Annotated in this window: 23 protein-coding genes; 11 read left to right on the top strand and 12 right to left on the bottom strand. The window is 35.1% G+C overall.

What is annotated here, in order from left to right; translation table 11 throughout:
• From rfbA to rfbD, 3 genes are read left to right on the top strand one after another with little or no spacing between them, the layout of a single operon-like run.
• On the top strand, nt 1–864 hold the full coding sequence (rfbA, locus tag Q0037_RS10325; RefSeq protein WP_297517942.1) for a glucose-1-phosphate thymidylyltransferase RfbA: 864 nt from the start codon (nt 1–3) through the stop codon (nt 862–864).
• Nucleotide 865: 1 nt separating this feature from the next.
• Nucleotides 866–1417 carry a dTDP-4-dehydrorhamnose 3,5-epimerase gene (gene rfbC, locus Q0037_RS10320; RefSeq protein ID WP_297517939.1) on the top strand — a complete coding sequence of 184 codons (552 nt, stop codon included), beginning with the start codon at nt 866–868 and terminating at the stop codon, nt 1415–1417.
• The gene (rfbD, locus tag Q0037_RS10315; protein WP_297517936.1) at nt 1411–2265 is read left to right on the top strand and encodes a dTDP-4-dehydrorhamnose reductase; all 855 of its coding nucleotides are present in this window, start codon (nt 1411–1413) and stop codon (nt 2263–2265) included. The genes rfbC and rfbD overlap by 7 nt, the downstream gene beginning before the upstream one ends.
• Here rfbD and Q0037_RS10310 read toward each other — a convergent pair.
• On the bottom strand, nt 2255–3514 hold the full coding sequence (locus Q0037_RS10310) for an O-antigen ligase (RefSeq protein WP_297517933.1): 1260 nt from the start codon (nt 3512–3514) through the stop codon (nt 2255–2257). The genes rfbD and Q0037_RS10310 overlap by 11 nt on opposite strands.
• Nucleotides 3495–4721, bottom strand: a complete 1227-nt coding sequence (locus tag Q0037_RS10305) for a WcaI family glycosyltransferase (RefSeq protein ID WP_297517930.1) — start codon at nt 4719–4721, stop codon at nt 3495–3497. Before Q0037_RS10305 ends, Q0037_RS10310 begins: the two co-directional genes overlap by 20 nt.
• Before the next feature lie 103 nt (nt 4722–4824).
• Between Q0037_RS10305 and Q0037_RS10300 the strand changes: the two genes are divergently transcribed.
• The gene (locus Q0037_RS10300) at nt 4825–5349 is read left to right on the top strand and encodes a hypothetical protein (protein ID WP_297517928.1); all 525 of its coding nucleotides are present in this window, start codon (nt 4825–4827) and stop codon (nt 5347–5349) included.
• A gap of 45 nt (nt 5350–5394) precedes the next feature.
• Nucleotides 5395–6492 (top strand): glycosyltransferase family 1 protein, encoded by a 1098-nt coding sequence (locus tag Q0037_RS10295; protein ID WP_297517926.1) that lies wholly within the window; start codon nt 5395–5397, stop codon nt 6490–6492.
• Here Q0037_RS10295 and Q0037_RS10290 read toward each other — a convergent pair.
• The 4 genes from Q0037_RS10290 to gmd all read right to left on the bottom strand — a co-directional run bounded on the left by Q0037_RS10290 (nt 6462) and on the right by gmd (nt 11121).
• Nucleotides 6462–7658 (bottom strand): hypothetical protein, encoded by a 1197-nt coding sequence (locus Q0037_RS10290; RefSeq protein WP_297517924.1) that lies wholly within the window; start codon nt 7656–7658, stop codon nt 6462–6464. The two genes, Q0037_RS10295 and Q0037_RS10290, sit on opposite strands and share 31 nt — an antisense overlap.
• Before the next feature lie 156 nt (nt 7659–7814).
• Nucleotides 7815–9092: an oligosaccharide flippase family protein gene (locus Q0037_RS10285; protein WP_297517920.1), complete on the bottom strand. Its 1278-nt coding sequence runs from the start codon at nt 9090–9092 to the stop codon at nt 7815–7817.
• Between the two features lie 29 nt (nt 9093–9121).
• A complete protein-coding gene (locus tag Q0037_RS10280) occupies nt 9122–10063 on the bottom strand; it encodes a GDP-L-fucose synthase (protein ID WP_297517915.1) in 942 nt (313 codons plus the stop codon).
• Complete coding sequence (gmd, locus tag Q0037_RS10275; RefSeq protein ID WP_297517912.1) at nt 10057–11121, bottom strand: GDP-mannose 4,6-dehydratase; 1065 nt, start codon at nt 11119–11121, stop codon at nt 10057–10059. Before gmd ends, Q0037_RS10280 begins: the two co-directional genes overlap by 7 nt.
• 167 nt (nt 11122–11288) lie before the next feature.
• Between gmd and Q0037_RS10270 the strand changes: the two genes are divergently transcribed.
• Nucleotides 11289–12272, top strand: coding sequence for a UDP-glucuronic acid decarboxylase family protein (locus Q0037_RS10270; RefSeq protein WP_297517909.1), 984 nt, complete (start codon nt 11289–11291; stop codon nt 12270–12272).
• Complete coding sequence (locus tag Q0037_RS10265) at nt 12272–13624, top strand: undecaprenyl-phosphate glucose phosphotransferase (protein ID WP_297517906.1); 1353 nt, start codon at nt 12272–12274, stop codon at nt 13622–13624. The genes Q0037_RS10270 and Q0037_RS10265 overlap by 1 nt, the downstream gene beginning before the upstream one ends.
• Here Q0037_RS10265 and Q0037_RS10260 read toward each other — a convergent pair.
• Genes Q0037_RS10260 through Q0037_RS10245 form a run of 4 tightly spaced genes read right to left on the bottom strand, consistent with a single transcriptional unit; the run spans nt 13621 to nt 17754 of the window.
• Entirely contained in the window at nt 13621–14805 is a 1185-nt protein-coding gene (locus Q0037_RS10260; protein ID WP_297517904.1) for a glycosyltransferase family 4 protein, read from the bottom strand. The two genes, Q0037_RS10265 and Q0037_RS10260, sit on opposite strands and share 4 nt — an antisense overlap.
• Nucleotides 14805–15896: a non-hydrolyzing UDP-N-acetylglucosamine 2-epimerase gene (gene wecB / locus Q0037_RS10255; protein ID WP_297517902.1), complete on the bottom strand. Its 1092-nt coding sequence runs from the start codon at nt 15894–15896 to the stop codon at nt 14805–14807. Before wecB ends, Q0037_RS10260 begins: the two co-directional genes overlap by 1 nt.
• A 3-nt stretch (nt 15897–15899) precedes the next feature.
• Nucleotides 15900–16415, bottom strand: coding sequence for an ORF6N domain-containing protein (locus tag Q0037_RS10250; protein ID WP_297517900.1), 516 nt, complete (start codon nt 16413–16415; stop codon nt 15900–15902).
• 28 nt (nt 16416–16443) lie between these two features.
• Nucleotides 16444–17754: a phenylacetate--CoA ligase family protein gene (locus Q0037_RS10245; RefSeq protein WP_297518088.1), complete on the bottom strand. Its 1311-nt coding sequence runs from the start codon at nt 17752–17754 to the stop codon at nt 16444–16446.
• 145 nt (nt 17755–17899) lie between these two features.
• Here Q0037_RS10245 and purD point away from each other — a divergent pair, with 145 nt between their 5' ends.
• Entirely contained in the window at nt 17900–19177 is a 1278-nt protein-coding gene (purD, locus tag Q0037_RS10240) for a phosphoribosylamine--glycine ligase (RefSeq protein ID WP_297517898.1), read from the top strand.
• Here the strand turns inward: purD and Q0037_RS10235 are convergent.
• Nucleotides 19169–19408, bottom strand: coding sequence for a uracil phosphoribosyltransferase (locus Q0037_RS10235; protein WP_297517895.1), 240 nt, complete (start codon nt 19406–19408; stop codon nt 19169–19171). The genes purD and Q0037_RS10235 overlap by 9 nt on opposite strands.
• A 49-nt stretch (nt 19409–19457) precedes the next feature.
• Here Q0037_RS10235 and Q0037_RS10230 point away from each other — a divergent pair, with 49 nt between their 5' ends.
• On the top strand, nt 19458–20387 hold the full coding sequence (locus tag Q0037_RS10230; RefSeq protein WP_297517892.1) for a DUF6427 family protein: 930 nt from the start codon (nt 19458–19460) through the stop codon (nt 20385–20387).
• Here the strand turns inward: Q0037_RS10230 and upp are convergent.
• A complete protein-coding gene (gene upp / locus Q0037_RS10225; RefSeq protein ID WP_297517889.1) occupies nt 20382–21035 on the bottom strand; it encodes a uracil phosphoribosyltransferase in 654 nt (217 codons plus the stop codon). The genes Q0037_RS10230 and upp overlap by 6 nt on opposite strands.
• 63 nt (nt 21036–21098) lie before the next feature.
• On the opposite strand from upp, the gene Q0037_RS10220 reads away from it, so the two are divergent.
• Both Q0037_RS10220 and Q0037_RS10215 read left to right on the top strand, forming a co-directional pair.
• A complete protein-coding gene (locus Q0037_RS10220; protein WP_297517886.1) occupies nt 21099–21704 on the top strand; it encodes a DUF4254 domain-containing protein in 606 nt (201 codons plus the stop codon).
• Nucleotides 21705–22742, top strand: a complete 1038-nt coding sequence (locus Q0037_RS10215) for a glycosyltransferase family 9 protein (RefSeq protein ID WP_297517883.1) — start codon at nt 21705–21707, stop codon at nt 22740–22742.
• Nucleotides 22743–22762 lie beyond the last annotated feature (20 nt).

The raw sequence follows: 22762 nt of genomic DNA, 5'->3' as shown, positions 1-22762 counted from the left end.
ATGAAAGGTATAATTCTCGCCGGGGGATCTGGTACAAGACTACACCCTTTAACGTTGGCCGTTTCCAAACAGCTCATGCCCATTTATGATAAGCCGATGATTTATTATCCGCTTTCTACTTTGATGTGGTCGGGGATTCGCGAAATTTTAATCATTTCAACGCCACATGATTTACCATTATTTCGACAATTGTTAGGCGATGGATCGCGTTTGGGTTGTCGTTTTGAATATGCCGTTCAAGAACACCCTAATGGATTAGCAGAAGCGTTCATTATTGGTAAAGAATTTGTCGGAGATGATAAAGTAGCTTTGATATTGGGCGACAATATTTTTTACGGCACTGGATTAGCTGAATTATTGCAAGCCAATAACAATCCTGATGGCGGAATTATTTATGCCTATCATGTGCAAGATCCTGAGCGTTATGGTGTTGTTGATTTTGACAAAGAAGGGAACGTACTTTCAATTGAAGAAAAACCGGTACAACCCAAATCCAACTATGCTGTTCCGGGAATTTATTTTTATGACAATTCAGTCATAGAAATTGCCGCTAACATACAACCCAGTCTAAGGGGAGAATTAGAAATTACGGATATAAATAAAGAATACCTTAAACAAGGAAAATTAAAAGTCAGTATTTTAGACCGAGGAACTGCTTGGTTGGATACAGGGACATTTCCATCATTAATGCAGGCAGGACAGTTCGTTCAAGTAATTGAAGAACGCCAAGGATTAAAAATTGGTTCGATTGAAGAAGCGGCGCTCAAAATGGGTTATATCGATGCTAACCAATTGGAAACAATTGCACAACCGCTGTTAAAAAGCGGATATGGTGTGCATTTAATGTCTTTATTAGAGCGGTAGTATGAAGTGTTTTGAAACGGAGTTGAGCGGAGCTTTGGTAATCGAACCTAAAATCATACAAGATGAACGGGGCTATTTCATGGAGAGTTTCAACGCAAATGAGTTTAAAGAAAAAACAGGTCTTTCAGTTCAATTTGTACAAGACAATCAATCCTATTCATCTAAAGGAGTTTTACGCGGCTTACACTACCAATGCGGCGAACAGTCTCAAGCTAAATTAGTACGGGTTTTATATGGTGAAGTTTGGGATGTTGCGGTAGATATTCGTCCTAATTCTCCCACCTTTGGAAAACATGTGGGCGTATATTTAAGCGGTGAAAATCAAAGACAGTTTTTTATTCCTCGCGGATTTGCTCATGGTTTTTTAGTATTGAGTGATACTGCCACCTTTTTTTATAAATGCGACAATTTTTATCATAGAGAAAGCGAAGGCGGAATCGCCTATAACGATCCCGAATTAGGAATCGATTGGCCAATGGATAAAGAATCGTTACTTATTTCAGATAAAGACAAAACACTACCCAATTTAATTAATGCTCGAAAAGTATGGTAGTTTTAGTTACTGGAGCAGGAGGGCAGTTGGGGCAATCGTTGCAACATAGTGTACCTAAAAACACCTCAATTAAATGGATATTTTGCGACTCAACGCAACTTGATATTACCTCATTAGCGTCGATTACAGCGCTTTTTTCTAAAGTTAGACCCCATTATTGTATCAATGCTGCGGCTTATACGGCAGTAGATAAAGCTGAATCCGAACCAGAAAAAGCCTATTTAATTAATGCTACGGGCCCGGAGTATTTGGCTAACGTATGTTCCGAATTTGGGACCACTTTAGTCCACATATCCACGGATTTCGTTTTCGATGGCACCCAAAACACGCCCTATACGGAAACCGACACTACGGCTCCACTCGGCGTTTACGGTGCGAGCAAGTTGGCTGGAGAACAAGCCATTCAAAATTATTCGAGTGCATATTATATTATCCGAACGTCTTGGGTTTATTCTCCTTTCGGCAATAACTTTATGAAGACAATGTTGCGATTAGCGCATGAACGAGACCGATTGTCTGTAGTCAATGATCAAATTGGATCGCCAACCAATGCGTTGGATTTGTCGGTTTTATTGGTCGATTTGATCCAAAAAGACTGCGTAATGGATGTCCATCCCTATGGAATTTATCATTATAGCAATGAAGGACAATGCAGCTGGTATGAATTTGCAAAAGCCATTTTTAGAAAAAATTCAATTGCTATTCCTGTTCAACCGATTTCAACGGATCAATTTCCCACACCTGCACGCCGACCAGCCTATAGTGTTTTATCGAAAGGCAAAATAAAACAAGCATTTAATATTCAAATTTCAGATTGGAAAACAGCATTATTGAAAATTACAGAATAGGATTTTCAATTTTGTTATTTTTTGCTCCAAAGCGTAATAATATCAAATACCATAAAAGAAAAAAGAAAGCACCATTTTGACGGTAGAAATAATCTTCTATCAAACACATTGCAATTGTATTTACAGCAAATGCTTGAAAGGTTATGCTATGAAAACGAAATAGAAAAAAGGTTGTTTTGAAGATAAAAAATAGGAATAGAATAAGTCCAACTATTCCTGAACCTAAGAGCGTATAGATAAAAAAGTTATGACTCATATAATTGGCTCCTTCGAAAAAACTTGAATCATACTTTGATTGAAAACAGCGTTGTATATCGTTTACAATATTTGAATATCCAATCCCACTTAAATAGTTACTTTGAATTAATTCAAAATCACACGTGTAAATTGCCCTTCTTATGTTCGTAGAATCAAAGGCCAGACCGCTTGGGACAGTATTAAAACTTTTATAAATTTCTTCAATTCGCTTGAACATTCCTGGGGTAAATACTACAAAAAGGGACATTAAAATTCCAAATACAAATCCAGAAATTAACTTTGATTTTTTAGTTATTGTTTTAGTAGAATATAAGGCATAAATTAATAAAATATGCATTAAAAGTATGTTCAATTTTGACAATAGTAGAAAAGTAAATACATAAAAAACAACAATAAAACTAAGGTATTTTAATGAAAATGTGTGTTTTATTTTTTCAACACAAAATGCCATACCTAGAAATAAAACACTGCTAAAGTAGGCTGGGTGTATAGAGAATATTATTGTTTTTTCATAAACAAAGTCTCTAAATAATGAACTGTTATACTTTGTTCCGAAAAAATCATTTACAGGATTATGATAAAAAAATAAAAGTAAATAAGCGAGTATTAAAATAAGTGAAGAATATAGTAAGAAATTCAAATAACCCGAAATCTTTTTTTTATCAAAAAGATAATCTGGAGCCATTATGAAGGACAAAGGTAATGCGACGAATAAACCTGCATGATTTAGAGCATCTTTGTTTTCGTGAATTTCATTTCTTAAAAAACTAGAAAAAAGGACAATTAGAAAAGGGATAAATAGCACCCAGCCTTCAACTTTATGGATCCCAGTCACTTTTTTTGTTATGATAAATGACCGGATATTAAAAACGGAAAACAAAACAAAAAATAACATAGTAATGTTTTCTTTCCATAATGGAAATGCCAATAATGGATAAATTAAATACGAATGAATAGCATCTATTCTAATTTTATGCATTGCTAATTTCATTTATTTTTTCTTTAAATCGCGCTAATACCTTTGAATCTGAAAATTGATTAATTATTTTTTCTCGAGCTTTAATTCCCAATTTTGAACTATCAATTTCGTTTTGTGAAATACGGTTGATGATTTCATAGATGGTTTCGGTTGATGGATTCGCGATGTAGTATCCACAATCTTCAGTTAATACTTTTGCGACTTCAGATTTAGGGTTTCCAGTTACAAGGCAAGGGCGAGTACTGGCCATCATACCTAGTAATTTTGAAGGCATGAGGGTGTCTAGCACTTCGTTTTTTTGAAATAAAAAATGTAAAGAAGCACTACAAAGCAAATTATTTAATTCTTCGTAGGGAACTAAATCATGAAAAGTCACATTGTTTAACATTTTACAACGTTCCTTTAATGTGTTTAAATACCCTCCATTACCCACGATGATGATTTCAATGTTTGTATTGTTTTGTAATCGTTCAGCTACGGATAAAAACAAATTCCAATCTTGTTTTTCTCCAATATTACCGGAATACAAAAGAGAGAACTTGTTATCTTTAAAAAAAGCGTGCTTTTGCGCAACTTCAGGATTAATTTTTTCTTTAGAAATCCAATTAGGAAAGTAAAATACATCTTTATTATTCGATTTTTCAGAAACTTTCAGCATCATTTGATTACTGATAGTACTGATAACATTGGCTTTATTCAACAAAAATCTTTCAATGGTATAGACCGTTTTTTGAGTCATAAAACTAATGAGACTGCTTTTTTTAAAAATCCCGGATTCAAAGGCTAAATCAAATTCAAAGTCTTGAATGTGAATCCAAAGTTTAGCATTGGTCTGTTTAGCGAGTTTATAAGCTGTAAATATTGAAAATGTAAAAGGAACCAGGCAAATGACAACATCACATTCTTTTACTTTGTTTTTATTTTTCGAAATTCCCAAAACAAAAGAAAATATCATCTTCAATCGTTTGATAAGAGTTACTTTTGATGGGACATATTGTTTAGATCGAATAATTTTTATACCGTTGAGGTATTCAATTACAATATTCTCTTTTTGTTGATATTCCGTGTAAATTTTCCATTGGGGATAATAAGGGAATCCTGTTAAAACAGTAACTTGATTATCAACTGCTAAATATTCTGCGAATTGAGTAGTATATAAGCCAATTGCAGTATCTTCTGGATAAAAATTTGCAGTAATAATGGTAATATTTTTTTTCATTATGACTATTTGAGCAAATATAGGATTTACTATTCAAAAATTTTTTATCATTAAATAGCAATCCTAATTTATTTTGTAGATTTGTCTTCAAAAGAATCAAAAGATGAAAAAAATTTGCCTTATATTTATTGGATTAACATTATTTAGTTCTTGCGGAAAAGATAAGTCAGCAACTAGCGATGACACCTCTGGAGATTCAAATTCAAAACCAGTTGATCAATATTCATTGGTATTAGAAGGTGTTTACGAGAAAAATGACAGTATCAATGTAGTTTATCAAGAAAAAGGATTTTACCAATATGATAAATCTATAGGACAAAAGGTTCAAGGAAATCCTGTTAGTCAGCGAATAGAAGTAATTATTCCCTCTGGTGTAGCCTTGGAGAATATTAAATTAATTAGCAGTACAAACCCAGATCAACAGACATTGGTTTTAAATACAATTTCAGTAATTAAAAATAATAAAGTGGTTTTGGACGGAAGTTCAGGCAAACATTCACAATATTTTTTAACTGATGATGGTTTTAGTTGGGATGCTGTTAAATCAAGATATAATTTAGACCACACAAAAAAATACCCACCAACATTTGTAGGTAACGAAAAAGCTTTAGAACTATTAACTAAATAAGAACCAAAAAAAGAAGTTTATATAAACTTCTTTTTTTTTGAAATCATGAAGTTAATTCTTGATAATATCATTTTTGGAAAAAGTAATAATGGAGGTATCTCAAATTATTGGGGTGAAATTATTGCTTATTTTATCAATCATTCTGAATTTAACCTCACCATGATTGACTGTGAAAATGAGTATAATTATCATAGAAATAACTTATTAAAAAAAGAATATACGTCAAAAGTCATATCCTCTGTTAAACCGGGAATAATACAGCGCGTAAAACCAATTTTTTATTCTTCAACAGAACCATTTATTTATCATTCCAGTTTTTACAGAAATTTATTGGGTGCAAAGAATAAAATTGAAGTGACCACAATACATGATTTTACGCACGACTTTTTCTTTCCATATCATAAAAAAAAACTACATAATTATTTCAAATATTCTTCTATTCAACGATCTAAAGGAATTATTTGTGTATCCAAGAATACCTATAAAGATTTAAAAGAGAAATGCGGAACTAATTTTGCAAAAAAAATTGAAGTGATATACAATGGCGTAAATCCAGAATTTAGAAATGTAAATTTGGAGTTATCATCAGGGTATCAATTTATTGTCGAAAATAATTTAGAAACGCCATTTCTTTTGTTTGTAGGGAGTAGAGCTGGATATAAAAACTTTAATTTTGTTTTAGAGTTACTTAAAACTTTACCCAATTATAACCTATGTGTCGTTGGCTCTACATTAAGTAAACAAGAGAAGACGAACATTCCACAGGAAATTTTAAATCGAATAATTGAATTGAATAATGTTGATGATATTCAATTGAATTGGATTTATAATAAAGCAGTAGCCTTGTTATATCCTTCAAGTTACGAAGGGTTTGGCATACCTATCATTGAAGCTATGCGAGCGGGTTGTCCCGTAATTAGCATGAATAATTCTTCAATAGCTGAAATAGCTCCCTCAGGCGCAGTTTTATTGGAGAATTTGGACATTTCTGAATTTAATAAAGCTATTGAAAAGATAGAGAATACAGATTTTCGTCAAGAACTTATTTCCGAAGGGTTTTTACAATCTCAAAAATACAGTTGGGAGAAATGTTGCTCGGAAACAGAATTATTCTATAAAGAAGTTTTTAACACCTTTTCTTGATCTGGTTTTTGGGGATTCGACAAAATAAAAAGCCATACGAAAAAATACAATTCGGGAGGAAAATATGTGCCGTCTCTAAATAGTTTTAATAAAAAGTAAATAAATATTCCTTGCAGTAAAAAATCATTAGTTTTAAAAGATTTTTTATAAGCTTTTATCAATAAAAATACTACTAGTAAAATACCCAGAATTCCGAATTCAGAGACCATTCTATTCATGAGTGAATTAGCGTCATATGAGTTATCTTTATCATGATTAAGGAATTTTAAATATTCAGGAGCTCTCATGTTTTTATAATAATGGTTGATATACATATGGTGATGACTCCCCAATCCAGACCCTAGTGGGTGTTCAGAAAAATTTTGTTTTGTAATGTATAGATTGGATAAAAACACATAGGAACTTAAGTTGGTATATTCATCAAATTTCCCATTATTTACAGCATTTAAATTCTCCATTGTCTCATCAACACGAAGTTTAAAGGTGTCTACATTTTTATAAGTGTAATAAAAAATAATACCTAAAATAGGAGATATTGCAACTAGATAAAGTAGTTTACGAAAATTAATGTAAGGCAGTAAAAACATTAGTGCACACCCAATATAACCAAGACTTGATTCAGAAAGTACAATCGAAATGAAAACCACAAAAAAACGAAGATAGTTTTTTGTTTTAAAATAATAATAACATGCGGGTATTACGACAACGACATAATGGGCAGGCTCTTTAAAGATACTCATCAAACGAAATTCATTCTTAAAATGAGCAAGGGTGTCAATTTTTAAAAAGTAGAAAATATAACCAATTATTGCAGAATAGAAACATAAGTTTACATATACTTTTCTTATGTGTTCCATTGGAATCAAGGGAATGACATTATAAAAGTAAAGAGACGTAATTGTTATCCCTAAAATTTGCGATAAAAAGTAGTTAGGAGGTATTAATAAAGTGGTACAACAAATTATCGCATGCATCGAAATGGCACCTAATAGTAGAAAGAATCGTTTGGAATATCGCAATCCAAAATGTTTTGCGATTAATATGAAATTGGTGAGAATAATTAAGTAAAAGAGTTTCCAATCAATAATAAAATTGAAGAAAAATGCTTCCGTAAATATTGCAAATACAGAGCTGTAAAGTAAATATCTTTTTAAATTAACTTTCAACTATTTTTGTTTTAGATAGCACCAAATATACTTATTCTTTAACGTCAAATTGAAGATTATTTTATAATGTTAAATCCTTTATTTAGTTTAAAATTAGATGAATTGTTCTTTCTTAATTATAAGCTGGAATAATTATTGAAAGTTTTTGCATAGAAATTATTTAATATTTCTGACTAAATTTAAACTATAAAAAGGCAAAATTATACACCAAACCAGAACAAGTATTAATGAAGAAAATAACACACTATTGATCCCAGCTCCTAATTGGATAAACCAATACGATAAAGGGATTTTTACCAGAACACTTCCAACTAAAAGTACAAGATATATATTTAATTTACCTACGCCATTTAAGAAAAAAGTATAAAAGCTTACAAATATTTTTAATAAAGTCACCAAAACCGTTAATTCTATTAAATAGTTTGGGATATGGATTTGTTCTTTAATCCAAATTGAAATAACAAAGGGTGTAATTATATAAAGAAGGAGTAAACTCAAAACAATGCCTAAAAAATACCAATTAAATTTTTGAAAATCTTTATGGAGTTTGATTTTGTTTTTTTCCAAATAATCTTTTGCAAACATTGACCAAAGCGGGGAAAGCGCAGCAAATAATATCATATAAGGAAACTGATATAGTTTACTTACAATTTCATAAGCCACAACTTCTTTTGGATTAAAAGCATTAGAAATAATGTAGCCATCAGCGGAGAAAACAAATAAGAATCCTAACTGGATAATCATAAATTTTAGGCCCATTGGTAAAACATCTTTTATGTAACCGATGAATTTTGTCTGAAAAAAATTAAAACGTTGGGGTAAGCCTCTAAAAAAACAAATGGTGTATATTAAGTTGACAATGAGGGTAACACATCCATTTCCAATTGAGATAAAAAGCAACTTTTCAAATAAAGAAAGGTTATTTGACGGAAAATAGTAAAATAAAAGCACGAATGTCAAAAATAATATTTGATTTACGGCAATTGATTGTTCAGAATATTTACCTTTCAAAAAGGCAACATATAGTGATTTATGAATATTTGCTATAAAAGAGACACAAAAAAATCCAATATTTAATAAAAAGAGTATTTGTGTTTCAGATTTGTTTAGTCCATTTATGTTAAAAGCTGATTTTAAATCAACAATATAATTTATTACGAAGAAAATTATAAAAATAATTAAGGCAAGTAACCCCGTTGACTTATAAGTATTATTAATAAACTGTCCTATTTTTTCACTTTCATTATGATGAATAAAAACAGGAATTTTAGTTTTCAATGTACTTTGAATACCAAAATCCATTAGTAAAACCATTTGAAAAACAGTGAAAATTAAAACCCAAATTCCATATCCTTCATTGTTTAATAATAACATTAACAATCGAATTGAAACAAATAAAGACATTCCAGAAATGCCTTTATAAAGTCCACTCATTATGATATGGTTGTTGAAAAGTCTAGTCATTAAGTAAACATTTCAAAATTGTTTTCTTCAATCCAAGCAATGGTTTTTTTTATTCCCTCATTTAAACTGACTTGATGTCTCCAGCCCATTGCATTTAATTTTGATACATCCAATAATTTTCTAGGTGTACCATCAGGTTTTGTAGTATCAAAAATAATTTCACCAGAATATCCAACAGTTTCTTTGATTAGGTTAGCTAAACTGAGTATACTTATTTCTTCTCCAGTCCCAACATTCACCGTTTCATTTCCACTATAGTTTATCATCAAGAAAACGCAAGCTTCGGCTAAATCATCAACAAATAAGAACTCTCTTAAAGGGGAACCAGTACCCCAAATTTCTACTTTGCTTACATTATTTTGTTTTGCTTCAATAAACTTCCTAATAAGAGCTGGTAAAACATGAGAATTTTTTAAATTAAAATTATCATTTATACCATATAAATTAGTGGGCATTGCTGATATAAAATTTGTTTGGTGCTGTCTGTTAAAATACTCACACATTTTCAAACCGGCAATTTTAGCAATGGCATATGCTTCATTTGTAGGTTCAAGGGAACCCGTTAAAAGATATTCTTCTTTTAAAGGTTGAGACGCATGTTTTGGATAAATACAGGAACTGCCCAAAAACAGTAATTTTTCAACATTGTTTTCATATGCCGCTTGAATAACATTTGTTTGTATCATAATGTTATCAAAAATGAAATCAGCGGGATATGTATTATTTGCTAGAATACCGCCAACTTTTGCAGCTGCTAAAAAAACATAATTTGGTTTATTCTCATTGAAATAAGAGTTAACTGCATTCTGGTTTCGTAAATCTAAATCCTTAGAGCTTGGCGTAAGCAAATTGGTGTATCCATGACTCATTAAATTCCTAACTATAGCCGAACCAACCATTCCTCTTGAGCCTGCCACAAAAATTCTAGCATCTTTTAGCATAGCCTGGGATATTTAACATATTCTAAATCATGTTGAACCATTATTTTTACTAACGTTTCTATGGATGTTTTTCCAGGATCCCACCCCAATTCTGTTCGAGCTTTTGTAGGATCACCCAATAAAGTTTCAACCTCAGCCGGTCTGTAATAATTTGGATCTACTTCAATTAAAATTTTTCCTGTCTCTTTACAATACCCTTTTTTTTTTTTTTTTTTCCCTTTCCATTCAAGTTGTATCCCAATTTCTCGGAATGCTAATTCACAAAAATAACGAACGGAGTATTGTTTTCCAGTAGCAATGACATAGTCATTAGGCAAATCCTGTTGCAGCATTAACCACATACATTCTACATAATCTTTTGCATATCCCCAATCTCGTAGTGCATCCAAATTGCCTAAATATAGTTTTTCTTGAATACCATGCTTAATTCTGGCAGTAGCTAAAGTTATTTTTCGAGTCACAAAAGTTTCTCCTCTACGTTCAGATTCATGATTAAAAAGTATGCCATTAACTGCAAATATGTTGTAGGATTCACGGTAGTTTTTTGTTATCCAAAAAGCATATAACTTAGCTACGCCATAGGGTGACCTAGGATAAAATGGCGTTGTTTCTGATTGAGGTATCTCTACAACTTTTCCAAACAGTTCTGAGGTGGATGCTTGGTAAATTTTAGTCTTTTTTTCTAGGCCACAAATTCGAACCGCTTCAAGTAAACGTAGCGTACCTACTGCATCGGTTTCAGCAGTATATTCAGGCATGTCAAAAGAAACTTTTACATGGGATTGTGCGGCTAAATTGTAAATTTCCTCAGGTTGAATTTGTTGAACAAGACGGATCAAATTGGTTGAGTCCGTCATGTCACCATAATGTAATTTGATTTTTTTTTCTTTGTGTAAATCTTGTAATAAAGTCTCAATGTATAGATGTTCAATACGTTCAGTATTAAATGTTGAACTTCGCCGAATTATACCATGAACTTCATAACCTTTTTCTATTAAGAATTCTGCTAAATAGGATCCGTCTTGCCCATTAATTCCTGTAATTAATGCTTTTTTCATTATTGAATTGATTATTCTGCAAATATACTTAAGTTAATTATTCATCAGTTTTTTTTAAGCAATGTTTCTATTCTAGAGACATTTTTTTTTTTATTCTTAGGATAAGTGTATTTTTGGCTGAGTAATCTATTTGACAATAATTAGATTATTCTAAATAAAGTTTGTTTATGAAGAGAATTTTAATCACCGGTGCAGCAGGATTTTTAGGCTCACATTTATGCGATCGTTTCTTAGCTGAAGGGTACCATGTTATCGGAATGGATAATTTAATCACTGGCGATTTAAAAAATATTGAACACTTATTCAAAGAACAATATTTTGAGTTCTATCATCATGATGTCACCAAGTTTGTTCACGTTCCAGGACATTTAGACTATATTTTACATTTTGCCTCACCCGCTAGCCCCATTGATTATTTGAAAATTCCAATTCAAACTTTAAAAGTAGGTTCGTTAGGTACCCACAATTTATTGGGTTTGGCTCGGGTGAAAAAAGCAAGAATTCTTATTGCATCTACCTCTGAGGTGTATGGCGACCCATTGGTGCATCCGCAAACAGAAGACTACTATGGCAATGTGAATACGATTGGTCCACGTGGCGTTTATGACGAAGCCAAACGTTTTCAGGAATCTATTACAATGGCGTATCATACATTCCATGGTGTAGAAACACGTATTGTGCGCATCTTTAATACCTATGGTCCACGTATGCGACTGAACGACGGTCGCGTTATTCCTGCTTTTATCGGACAAGCGTTAAGGGGAGAAGATCTTACCATTTTTGGAAATGGACTTCAAACCCGTTCATTTTGTTATGTTACTGATCAGGTAGAAGGTATCTATCGTTTATTATTATCGGATTATAATTTACCAGTCAATATTGGCAATCCAGACGAAATTACAATAAAAGATTTCGCTGAAGAGATTATTAAATTAACGGGCACTACCCAAAAAATAGTATACAAGCCATTACCAGAAAATGATCCTTTACAGCGTCAACCCAATATTTCAAAAGCTAAAGAAATTTTAGGTTGGGAGCCCAAAGTTGATCGTGCCGAAGGGATGAAACGCACGTATGACTATTTTAAATCTTTATCTAGCGAAGAACTTTTACGTGAAGACCACAAAGATTTTTCGAAATATATTTTGTAATGAAACCCAAAGTAGGTAGATATTCGGGTTATTTACGACCCTTTACATATGCCTTTGATTGGGCGGTCATCAATGTTTTGGCATATTTTTTATTGCCAGACGAATTTCTATCGCTTTACTTTTCATTATTTATATCGATATGTTGGTTTATTATTGCAATCAATACCGACTTTTATGAAGTATATCGCTTTACAAAAGTAGTTTCCATCTTCAATAAAATAGTTAAACAGTTTTCCTTATTTACAGTTATCTGTTTTGCTTTTTCTGGGTATTATGCCAAATCAACTGCTTCAATAGAACTGTTAAGATATATCTCACTATCAATTTTACTAATCACTTTTTTTAAGCTTTCCATTTTCTATTTATTGAGAAAGTATAGGACATTATTTGGTGGTAACTTTAGACGAGTTGTAATTATTGGGAATGGTAAATCGGTTCCATTATTGGAGGAGTTTTTTAATAATAATCCGGATTATGGTTATAAATTAGAAAAATCCTATGATCTTAACGGCGATAAAAAGACTGAGATTGAAAGATGTTTAAAGTTTGTATCAGAAAATAATATTGATGAAATTTATTGCTCGTTACATGATTTAGCCAATACGTATGTCAATCAAGTAATTGATTTTGCAGATAACAACCTAAAAGTTGTGAAATTCCTACCAGATAATAATGAGATTTTTACAAAAAATCTAAAATTTGAATATTACGGATATATACCTGTGGCCTCTATGCGGAATATTCCTTTAGATGAATCATTAAATAAATTTGTTAAACGATCATTCGACATTGTTTTTTCTTTAATTGTAATTCTAGGTATACTTTCTTGGCTCGCACCTCTTATAGGTTTATTAATCAAACTAGAATCCAAAGGCCCCATTTTTTTTAAACAGAAAAGAAACGGATTGAATTATGAGGAATTCGATTGTTTTAAATTTCGATCCATGCGTCCTAATCATTTAGCTAATTTGAAACAAGTTTCCAAAAATGATCCTCGAATCACAAAATTTGGATCTTTTTTAAGAAAAACAAGTATAGACGAACTCCCTCAATTTTTTAATGTTTTGCTTGGGGATATGTCAGTTGTTGGACCTCGCCCCCATATGATTAGTGAAACTGAACGGTTTGCTCAAAACGTAGATAAATTTATGGTGCGGCATTTTGTCAAACCAGGGATTACCGGCTTAGCGCAAACTCATGGATTTCGGGGAGAAGTTGAGACCGAAAAGGACATCATTTATCGTGTGAAATATGATATTTTTTACCTAGAAAATTGGTCGTTGCTTTTAGACTTAAAAATTATTTTCTTAACGGTAATTAACGCTATCAAAGGCGAAGAAAAAGCGTACTAGAATACCTCCTGGGCGATTAAATCTTTTACTTGTTTTTCAATATCAAAAACCGTTTGTGCTTGTTCAAAAACCTTAGTTTTCAAGGCCGATAAATCGGATTTATCCCAGCTATTTATTTCCTGAAGTTGCTGTTGCATGGCGGTAAAATCACCCACGGGTACCACCCAACCCAATCTGTGATTAGCAACAATGTTTTCACCCTCACCTCCGCCAAAGTATAGAATCGGAAATCCTAAACTTCCGTATTCAAAAATTTTGGAAGGAACCGATCCATAGATACGTGTAGTCAGGGGGACAATGGCGATATCAAAGGTCTTCAGCATTTCATGAAGTGCCTTGCGTTCCATCATTCCATGGAAAAATATTGGTTGCTGTGGATGGTTTTGCAAATAGCTTTCTATTTCTTTTTTTTCAGCCCCATCACCAAAAATGTGCAATTCAATTCGCGTTCCCACCAAATCAAGTTGCCGACACAATTCGTACACTCCTTGCGCAACTCCCAATAATCCAGCGTAAAATAGTTTTATAGTAGGTTCTGCTGAGGTTTGGAGTTCCAATCGATTCACCGCATGATCGGGATAGTTACGATACAAAAATCCTTTTTTGAGAGGAAAAAGCGAATGTACATGATCCAGAATTTCCTGGGATTGCCCCAAAACTATAGAAGCTTTTTGGTAGATAAAACGTTCCATAAAAAGGGAAACTTTGTGCGAAAAAGTCCCCGCTTTCAAAGCATTAAGTTCCAATGCCGCCAAGGGCCATAAATCGGAGACATTTAAAATGATCTTTTTTTGTTTTAGTGATAAAATGGCCACCGAAAGAAAAGATAATAACAAGGGAGGCGACTGCACAATCACTTTTTGGGGTGTTTTTTTAAAAAGTAAATACAACACCAAAACTGAAGAGAATGAAAGGATTGAAAGTATTCGTTTGGCAATATTCTTACTGTTGCTCGGATAAATCCAAAGGCGTTTCACCCGAATTCCTTTTTGGTTTTCCGTAACCGAAAATTTTCCACGGTATTCAGGAAACAATTCGCCTTTGGGATAATTTCCCAAGGGACAAAGTACGGTAACTGCATAGTTGTTTTTATTTAATTGCAAGGCCATTTGCTCAATCCGATTGGCAGCGGCCCCTTTTTCTGGCGGATAATAGGTAGAGATAATGAGTATTTCTTGCATTAGTTTCTTTTTTGCCATAAAATATTGACAATACGCTCGGATGCTTTGCCATCCCACAACTCAGGAATCCCCGCTTTTTTCATCCCATTTTGAAGAAAAGCAGTATAGGTTTCCACCAACTTTTCTACTTGTGTTCCTACCAAGTGATTGGTACCCATGGTAATCGTTTCGGGACGTTCGGTGTTGTTACGCAAGGTAAAACAAGGAATTCCCAACACGGTTGTTTCTTCCGAAATCCCACCACTATCGGTAATAACGGCAAAGCTATGCGCCACCAAATACATGAAATTTAAGTATCCCTGAGGTTCGATAAAGACGATATTTTGCGTATGTAATTGACGTTCGCCTAAAATCGCCTTGGTTCGGGGGTGAATCGGAAAAATAATCTTTTTACCATGGGCCAACGCATCAATCCCTTGTAGCAAGTGAAGTAACGAATCCGCTGCATCAACATTGGCCGGCCTGTGCAAGGTAAGAACGATATAATTTCCTTTTTCGAGCGCGAATGCTTCCCAAAAAGAAGGTTGCTGAAATCGATGTTGATTTTGATATAAGGTGTCAATCATTACATTACCCACAAAATGAACATCATCAGGGTGCGCCCCATTTCGAATTAAATTTTCTGTTGCTAAGGGTGAGGTGGTAAAGAAATAATCGGTGATGCTATCGGTCACAATACGGTTGATTTCCTCAGGCATAGTCATGTCACCCGAACGAATTCCCGCCTCGACATGCGTTACTTTGAGGTTCATTTTTTTGGCTACAAGCGCACAGGCCATTGTTGAATTGACATCGCCTACGACCAAAACCATATCGGTAGGATTTTCCAACAATTCTTGTTCAAAAGCCACCATAATATTGGCCGTTTGTACCGATTGGGAACCGCTTTTTACCTCAAGATTGGCATCGGGTTTGGGTATATTTAGCTCTTCAAAAAACGTATCGCTGAGGTTTTTATCATAATGTTGACCCGTATGCACCAAACGATAGGTGAGCGGAATACCCTCCCGTTGTTTTTGTTCAATCGCTCGAATAATAGGAGCAATTTTGATGAAATTGGGTCGTGCACCAGCAACGATAGTAATTTTCATAGTCTAATTTTTATATCCAATGGGTTTTCGATTCTCAACCGGTTTAGCTTCGCTTAATTCATCCAAATACGAAAACACCAACGCAATATTTTTATCGTGGTTCTCCACTTTTTGTTCCAATAAATGGATTTTTTCCTGTACTTCGGAATGCTCCATAATCCATTGCCGCATTTGGGTGAACAGTCGCATGATTTGAATGTTCACCGAAATAGCCAGTTCCGAATGAATCACACTCGAAAGCATGAGTATGCCATGTTCGGTAAAGGCGAAAGGGCGCTTTCGATTTCCACCCCAACTTGAGGTCGCAAATTGCGACTTCAAAGTTTCAAATTCAACATCATTTAATTGAAACATAAAATCATCAGGAAAACGAGATATATTTCGTTTTACCGCTTCATTTAACCGTTTTGTTTCAATTCCGTACAATTGGGCCAAATCGCGATCCAAGAGTACTTTTTGGTTTCGGATAACATAAATTTTATCCAAGATGGTTTCATTTGGGCGCATAGAATTTTGCATAGGCGTTGTATTTAAAAATTATTTTGGTTTATATCAAGGAAACAAATTGCTTCAATTTTCCACTTTTACTGCGTTCTAACTTTTCTTTTCGAGAAAAATGAAAAGTCAATCCCGACTCCAAATAGGTTTCAATGGCCTCTTCAATGGCTTTAATTTGAGGCACAGTCAAGGCAATCCGACTCACATATTCGATTTCAAAAGTATCTATTTTGGTTTGTTTTATCACAAATTCTTGCACATTTCCATCGTCTTCAATGATACTTTTGGTCACATAGTAAAAAGTAAGTCCCGGCGATTTTTTGCCACTCGGCAATACCGCTATATCATTGGTGCGCCCAATGAGTTTTTTGAGAATGGGTTTTTGCAACGTACTTTTTTCATCCAAAACACCTAGGTCACCAATATCATACCGAATAAACGGATGGGCTTTGTTGTACAACGAGGTAATCACGACTCGACCTTCTCGACCCTTTGGAACTGGATTATCCTGTTCATCCAAAATCTCAACAAACAAAGTTTCAGCATTTACTTGCCATTCCCCATCAGGATTTTGAAACGCAATCAAATCCAATTCCGAGGCACCATATTCATTGATAATCGGAATCCCAAATTGTTTTTCCAAAAGGCTTTTATCTTCGGGAAACAACATTTCTGAGGTAACCACACAACATTTTAAGGTAGGACACACGTCTTTTAACACAATGTTTTTTTGTTGTAAAAACTTAGCAAACAACACAATAGAACTCGTGTACCCATTGATATTATCAAATTTTTTTCGACGAAAGGTAGCCAGCACTTCTTCCAGCACTTTGTCGGACAAATCAAAAATGGGAAAACGATACCGACCGCTTATGAAATCCTTCAGCCGTTCTTTTGCATACCCTAGGGTATCCAGCGGAATACCATAAAATCGCGCTTGATACGAGGTGTTAAAATCTATGCCAAACTGCCCAAACTGCGTAATGATATTGGCCCAAGTGAGGGCATGGGAAAATTTATCTTTGGCAAAAATAAACGGATCGCCACTTGACCCCGAGGTTTTATTAACATACACATTTTTAACGGTGTAACCTTCGGAAAGCCGCTGGGCTAATGGCTGCTGAAAATGTTTTTTAGTCATGATAGGCAGTGACGACCAATCAGTACTATTTTTTTGGGACACCAATTGTTGGTATAACGGATTGTGTTGCACATGATGCGCTACGATAGCTTGTCGCTGCGTTGCCAGGTAGTCGGCAAATTTTTCAGAGGAAAGATTTCGAATTTCAGCATACTTCTTTTTAGCTTCCTTCATAGGAAAACCTTGAATTTGCAATGAAAAATCAAACAGTCGAAACACCCGATTCATTTTTTTCAAATGTAATAAATTCAACGCATGCCTGTGCGAAACTTTTTAAAAGATTGCCTTTTGCAAACGTCAAAAACACCTTATTTTTGCACCACAACGATTTTCGATTTTTGATTTCGAAATAACACAACACAACATGACAATTTTACTTCTTGGATCCGGTGGGAGAGAACATGCTCTTGCTTGGAAAATGCTTCAAAGTTCCCACTGTTCACAATTATTCGTAGCGCCTGGTAATGCAGGGACGGCTGCGATTGCCACGAATGTTGATTTAAATCCGAATGATTTTCATGCGGTGAAACAATTTTGTTTGGAGCACCAAGTGGGCATGGTGGTCGTTGGACCCGAAGATCCTTTGGTGAATGGCGTCTATGATTTTTTTAAAAATGATTCTCAGTTGCATGCCATTCCCGTGATTGGACCCTCCAAAGAAGGGGCACAACTAGAAGGTAGTAAAGAATATGCAAAACAGTTTTTAGTTCGACACCATATTCCCACGGCGCGGTATGAAAGTTTTACCCCAGCAACCGTTGAACAAGGATGTTCATTTTTGGAAACCCTCGCACCGCCCTATGTGTTGAAAGCTGATGGATTGGCCGCTGGGAAAGGCGTTTTAATTCTCTCGAATTTGGAAGAAGCCAAAACGGAATTGCGGAATATGTTGGTACACGCCAAGTTTGGTTCGGCCAGTGCAAAAGTGGTTATTGAAGAGTTTTTAAGCGGGATTGAGTTGAGTTGTTTTGTATTGACGGATGGAAAAAGTTATAAAATGCTACCCACTGCCAAAGACTACAAACGCATAGGAGAGGGCGATACGGGGTTGAATACCGGGGGAATGGGAGCGGTTTCTCCAGTGCCTTTTGCCGATGCAGCCTTTATGGAAAAAGTGGAGACCCGCATTGTAAAACCCACGATTGCAGGTTTACAACAAGAAAACATTGAATACAAAGGATTTGTTTTTATTGGATTGATCAAAGTGGGTGACGATCCTTTTGTGATTGAATACAATGTTCGCATGGGCGATCCTGAAACCGAAGTGGTGATGCCTCGCTTACAGTCGGATTTAGTTGCGATATTTAAAGCGGTTGCCGAACAGAAATTGGATGAATTTACCCTTGAAATCGATCCGCGAAGTGCTACGACAATTATGGTGGTTTCGGGCGGCTATCCAGAAGATTATGAAAAAGGAAAAACGATTAGCGGTTTAGAACAGGTCAACGATTCAATCGTGTTTCACGCAGGAACAAAATTGTTACAAGAGGGACAAGTTGTATCCCATGGAGGCCGTGTTTTGGCGGTAACCTCGTATGGCGATACGTACCAAGAGGCCATAAAAAAATCTTACCAAAACATAGCGAAACTACATTTTGATAAGATGTATTTTAGAAAAGATATCGGATTCGACTTATTTTAAGAACGAATGCGCCGTTGTATCTTGGTTTTCTTCGTTATTATCTTGATGAATCTGTAATTGTTTACACCAGTAAACTACATAGTATCCACAAATGATGATACCAATCCAATTTAAGAAATTGGCACCCCACCAACCCCAATAGCCTTCTAATTCCAATTGACGTAATGCATCAAGAGGTAAAAAAAGGAAATCGACAAATAGCGACTGTATAGCTTCAAAAAATGCTTTCATTTTTAAATCAAGTGTTATATTTACAAGCACAAAAGTATAAAATATCCGCATGATAACAACAATTTTTAAGAAATCTACACCCATAAATTATAGCTTGATTGTTTTGGCTACGTTAGGGTTTTATTTTTTATACCAAATTCATGTGGGATTTTCAGGCTTGGGTTGGATTGAATACTTTCAAAAAGGACTTATCCTGTTCTTACTTTTTGCTTCGTTGTTTTTGGTCAATTTTATTGTAAAAAAGAATGTACTGACCAAAGACAGTTCGTATACCTTGTACTTTTTTCTCCTTTTTCTCCTTTTTTTTCCTGAATTGTGGAATAATGTGCGGTTGATGTTGGCTAATTTTTTTGTGCTGTTGGCATTACGGCGGTTGATTTCATTGCAAACGTTAAAAGCGCCTAAGGAGAAAATATTTGATGCTTGTTTGTGGATTTTTATTGCGAGTTTATTCCAATTTTGGGCGCTTCTTTTCGTCGTATTGGTTTATGTTTCGATTATTTTTCACGTTTCTCGTGATTACCGCAATTGGTTGATTCCTTTTGTTGCCTTTTTTATTTTTGGCATTATCGGAATTGCTTGCTCCTTGTTTTTTGATTTAGGGGCTTTGAGCGACTATCTAGCTCTTGAGAAAACAGGGTATTCTTTGGATTATTTTTCGGGACAAAACGCGCACATTGCCTTTTCCATGTTTGTCGTTGCCATCATTTTCTTTTTTATTCCCGCGGCTTTAACGGTGACCAATCGCCCTTTAAACCTTCAAGCTTCTTACAAGAAATTACTTTTTGCACTGGTTTTGGGCGGCTTTCTTTTTGCGATTTCTATTCCAAAAAGCAATGATTTGTTGGTTTTTATGTTTTTCCCATTGGCGGTTTCAGCTACGTTAATGATTGAAAATAGCACCAACAAATTGCAGCAAGAGTTAATCTTGTGGATCACCTTAGCCTGTGGATTGTTTGCGTTTTTTAGTCAGTTATAATTTACTTCCGTAGGCCAAATCACCTGCGTCGCCCAATCCGGGAATGATATAGTTTTTTTCATTCAATCGCTCGTCCAAGGCCGCTACCCAAAGGTGACATTCTTTCGGTAAATGTTCTTCTAAATAAGCAATTCCCTCGGGAGCCGCAATCACTACGGCAATGTGAATTTCTTTTGGTTTTTGTTCCAAATGAAGTTGGTTTAATACGGCCACAATGGATTGTCCCGTAGCCAACATGGGGTCAATTAAGATTAAATTTTTGTCTTGAAATGACGGGGCCGCTTGGTATTCGACCAAAATTTCAAACGCATCATCTTGGTTGTAATGATGACGATACGCCGACACAAATCCGTTTTCAGCCTCATCAAAAAAATTCATAAACCCTTGATGTAGTGCCAGTCCCGCACGCAAAATCGAACATAAAACCACGTGATCGGCTAGTGTTGTAGTCTGTTTGATGCCCAACGGTGTTTGTACCGCCACCGGTATGTAATCCAACGTTTTACTCAATTCATACGCCATAATTTCACCGATACGTTCGATATTTTTTCGAAAACGCATGCTGTCTTTTTGAATAGAAATATCCCGTATTTGCGCCAAAAAATGATTCAAAATACTGTTTTGTTCGGAGATGTAGTGGATGTGCATGCGCGCGGATTTTGTCTGTCAAAGTAACGGGATAAAAACTATCTTTGCAAAAAAACGACACCTATGTTTGCTGAATTTGCTTTTCCTATTTTTGAACAATGTATTCGTGATTATCATGTTATCAATGATGTATATCAACCGACGTTGAATCCTTATGAAAAGGGAAGTATCGCGTATTTATTGTACGCCAAAAACTGGGTTGATACCGTGCAGTGGCATTATGAAGACATTATTCGGGATCCGCAAATTGACCCTGTTGCGGCTTTGGATTTAAAGCGTAAAATAGACGCTTCCAATCAGGTACGCACGGATATGGTAGAATATATTGACAGTTATTTTCTACAAAAATACAGTGGCGTTACAGTGAAGCCCAATGCCAAAATCAATACCGAGAGTCCTGCGTGGGCTATCGACCGCTTGTCTATTTTGGCTTTGAAAATTTACCACATGCACGAGGAAGCAACACGACCTGATGCATCCGACGAGCACCGTGCCAAATGCCAGGAAAAACTGAATGTACTTTTGGATCAAAAGAACGATATGTTTACTTCTATAAGTGAGTTGTTGACCGATATTGAAAATGGCGACAAGTACATGAAAGTCTACAAACAGATGAAAATGTATAACGACGAGGATTTGAATCCGGTTTTGTATCAGCAAAAAAAATAATTGGCGCAAAAAACACGACATATTGCGTTTATTCGCCTCTCAGCCATGGGGGATGTTGCGATGACGGTGCCGGTTATTTTGGCCTTCATGCATCATAATCCTGATGTAAAAATAACGGTCGTTTCCCGTGCTTTTTTTAAACCTATTTTTTTACAGATTCCTCAAATTCATTTTGTTTCGGTTCATACCCGTCATCAACATAAAGGATTGTGGGGCATTTTTCGTTTGTACCGCGAATTGAAAGCGCTGGGTGTAACTGAAATCGCCGATTTTCACAATGTATTGCGTTCAAAAATACTGCGCTTTCTTTTTGCATTAAGCGGTAAAAAAACAGCATATACCGACAAAGGGCGTTTGGAAAAAAAGCAGTTGACCCGACTTGAGGAAAAAACCATTGCGCCGCTCAAGCCGATGACGGTTAGACATGTCGAAACCCTTCAAAAATTGGGGTATACTTTTCCTTTCGATAAGCCATACTACCTTCCCAAAGAAGTGTTGTCTCCTAGTGTTGTGGAGCAAACCGGCCCCAAGCAACAATTGTGGATTGGGATTGCTCCTTTTGCACAGCATTCGGCCAAAGTGTATCCGATGGATTTGCTGCAAGAGGTCGTTGCTGATTTGGCGAAAGGGCCCTATCGCATTTTCTTATTGGGTGGCGGTCGTCGCGAGTCGGAACTTTTGGATACGCTTACTTCTTTGGGAGAGAATATTAAGAATATGGCCAATAAAATTTCCTTTGAACACGAGTTGGAACTTATTGCCAACTTAGATCTTATGGTTTCGATGGACAGTGGGAATGCGCATTTGGCGTCATTATATGGCGTAAAAACAATAACAATATGGGGCGCAACCCATCCGTATGCGGGATTTGCGCCGTATGGACAACCGTTGGCCTATTGTCTCACCGCCGATCGTTCCCAATATCCGTTTTTGCCTACCTCCATTTATGGCAATAAAAAAGTTGCGGGCTATGAGCAAGCCATGCGCACCATAACACCGCAACAAATTCTTCAAAAGATTTACAGTATTGTATCGTAGGAGCTTTATAACGCTTTATC

The sequence above is a fragment of the Flavobacterium sp. genome (assembly GCF_027482425.1).
Taxonomy (GTDB): domain Bacteria; phylum Bacteroidota; class Bacteroidia; order Flavobacteriales; family Flavobacteriaceae; genus Flavobacterium.
This window is presented reverse-complemented; position numbering and strand designations above follow the sequence as displayed.

What these genes read in the sequence shown, in the direction of transcription:
- rfbA (WP_297517942.1), top strand. Translation starts at nt 1, where the DNA reads ATGAAAGGTATAATTCTCGCCGGGGGATCTGGTACAAGACTACACCCT.
- rfbC (WP_297517939.1), top strand. Translation starts at nt 866, where the DNA reads ATGAAGTGTTTTGAAACGGAGTTGAGCGGAGCTTTGGTAATCGAACCT.
- rfbD (WP_297517936.1), top strand. Translation starts at nt 1,411, where the DNA reads ATGGTAGTTTTAGTTACTGGAGCAGGAGGGCAGTTGGGGCAATCGTTG.
- Q0037_RS10310 (WP_297517933.1), bottom strand. Translation starts at nt 3,514, where the DNA reads ATGAAATTAGCAATGCATAAAATTAGAATAGATGCTATTCATTCGTAT.
- Q0037_RS10305 (WP_297517930.1), bottom strand. Translation starts at nt 4,721, where the DNA reads ATGAAAAAAAATATTACCATTATTACTGCAAATTTTTATCCAGAAGAT.
- Q0037_RS10300 (WP_297517928.1), top strand. Translation starts at nt 4,825, where the DNA reads ATGAAAAAAATTTGCCTTATATTTATTGGATTAACATTATTTAGTTCT.
- Q0037_RS10295 (WP_297517926.1), top strand. Translation starts at nt 5,395, where the DNA reads ATGAAGTTAATTCTTGATAATATCATTTTTGGAAAAAGTAATAATGGA.
- Q0037_RS10285 (WP_297517920.1), bottom strand. Translation starts at nt 9,092, where the DNA reads ATGAGTGGACTTTATAAAGGCATTTCTGGAATGTCTTTATTTGTTTCA.
- Q0037_RS10280 (WP_297517915.1), bottom strand. Translation starts at nt 10,063, where the DNA reads ATGCTAAAAGATGCTAGAATTTTTGTGGCAGGCTCAAGAGGAATGGTT.
- gmd (WP_297517912.1), bottom strand. Translation starts at nt 11,121, where the DNA reads ATGAAAAAAGCATTAATTACAGGAATTAATGGGCAAGACGGATCCTAT.
- Q0037_RS10270 (WP_297517909.1), top strand. Translation starts at nt 11,289, where the DNA reads ATGAAGAGAATTTTAATCACCGGTGCAGCAGGATTTTTAGGCTCACAT.
- Q0037_RS10265 (WP_297517906.1), top strand. Translation starts at nt 12,272, where the DNA reads ATGAAACCCAAAGTAGGTAGATATTCGGGTTATTTACGACCCTTTACA.
- Q0037_RS10260 (WP_297517904.1), bottom strand. Translation starts at nt 14,805, where the DNA reads ATGCAAGAAATACTCATTATCTCTACCTATTATCCGCCAGAAAAAGGG.
- wecB (WP_297517902.1), bottom strand. Translation starts at nt 15,896, where the DNA reads ATGAAAATTACTATCGTTGCTGGTGCACGACCCAATTTCATCAAAATT.
- Q0037_RS10250 (WP_297517900.1), bottom strand. Translation starts at nt 16,415, where the DNA reads ATGCAAAATTCTATGCGCCCAAATGAAACCATCTTGGATAAAATTTAT.
- purD (WP_297517898.1), top strand. Translation starts at nt 17,900, where the DNA reads ATGACAATTTTACTTCTTGGATCCGGTGGGAGAGAACATGCTCTTGCT.
- Q0037_RS10235 (WP_297517895.1), bottom strand. Translation starts at nt 19,408, where the DNA reads ATGAAAGCATTTTTTGAAGCTATACAGTCGCTATTTGTCGATTTCCTT.
- Q0037_RS10230 (WP_297517892.1), top strand. Translation starts at nt 19,458, where the DNA reads ATGATAACAACAATTTTTAAGAAATCTACACCCATAAATTATAGCTTG.
- upp (WP_297517889.1), bottom strand. Translation starts at nt 21,035, where the DNA reads ATGCACATCCACTACATCTCCGAACAAAACAGTATTTTGAATCATTTT.
- Q0037_RS10220 (WP_297517886.1), top strand. Translation starts at nt 21,099, where the DNA reads ATGTTTGCTGAATTTGCTTTTCCTATTTTTGAACAATGTATTCGTGAT.